This window comes from Ornithinibacter sp., assembly GCF_035443565.1.
Classification (GTDB): domain Bacteria; phylum Actinomycetota; class Actinomycetes; order Actinomycetales; family Dermatophilaceae; genus Fodinibacter.
In genome coordinates this window covers 1871-2954 of the sequence record NZ_DAORSO010000082.1, presented here as the reverse complement: position 1 = coordinate 2954, position 1084 = coordinate 1871, and the positions used below count along the sequence as shown (strand labels likewise).

At 73.8% G+C, this 1084-nt stretch carries 2 protein-coding genes; both read right to left on the bottom strand.

Annotated features, from left to right (window positions below; translation table 11 throughout):
• On the bottom strand, nt 1-389 hold a 389-nt coding region (locus PLL68_RS09585), incomplete at its 3' end, for a heat shock protein transcriptional repressor HspR (protein WP_324533537.1).
• Between the two features lie 11 nt (nt 390-400).
• On the bottom strand, nt 401-1084 hold a 684-nt coding region (locus tag PLL68_RS09580; RefSeq protein ID WP_324533536.1), incomplete at its 5' end, for a DnaJ C-terminal domain-containing protein.

Genomic DNA, 1084 nt, shown 5'->3' with positions numbered 1-1084 from the left:
CGCGCGGCGTACACGTCGCCGCTCGAGGCGACCGAGAAGACCCGGGTGACGCGACCGGATGCGGCCCGAACGGCATCCAGCTCGGCGGTCAGCTCGGCCACCCGCGAGCGCAGGGCGGCCACCTGGTTCTCGAGCTCGAGGATGCGGGCGATGCCCGACAGGGACACACCTTCGTCCTGGGAGAGCCGCTGCACCTCGCGCAGCAGGGCGACATCACGTTGGGAGTACCGGCGACCGCCCCCGCGGGTGCGCGACGGGGTGACCAGGCCCAGTCGGTCGTACTGACGCAGGGTCTGGGCGTGCATGCCGGCGAGCTCGGCCGCGACGGAGATGACGAAGACCGGGGTCTCGTCGTCGGGGCTGAAGGCCGCGTACTGGAACGACGTCATGGCGTCCTCCTTCAGCTGCTCGCCTGCTCGAACAGGCCGGCGCGCGGGTCGACGTCGGCCTCCTGCTCCCGCAGGACCTCGACCGCCTCGCGGGCGGCGTCGGTGAGTCGCTGGGGCACGATGACGGTCACCTTGGCGAGCAGGTCACCGGTGCCGCCTCGCCCGGCGACCCCACGTCCCTTGACGCGCAGCACCCGGCCGCTCGGGGTCCCCGGTGCCACCTTGACCCGCACCGGGGTGCCGTCGAGGGTGGGCACGGCGACGGTGGCCCCGAGTGCGGCCTCGGAGAAGGTCACCGGCAGGTCGACGGTGAGGTTGTCACCGTCGCGCCCGAAGACCGGATGCCGTTCGACGGTCACCGTGAGGATGAGGTCGCCCTTGGGTGCCCCGGGGTCACCGTCGGCTCCCTTGCCACGCAGCCGGATCTTCTGCCCGTCCTTGACCCCCGCAGGAATCTTGGTCGTGATCCGGCGGCCCTCGGCGGTCGACAGGGTCACCGTGGCGCCCTGCACGGCATCGCGGAAGCTCAGGGTCGTGCGGGCCTGGACGTCAGCGCCCGGGCGGGGTCCGCGCGGGGCTCCGAACCCGGAGAACGGGTCGCCGCCGCGGGCCCCACGAGCACCGGCGCCCGCGCCTGCCCCGGCGCCGCCGCCGAACATCTGCGCGAGGAGGTCGTCGAGGTCGGGCTGGGCCCC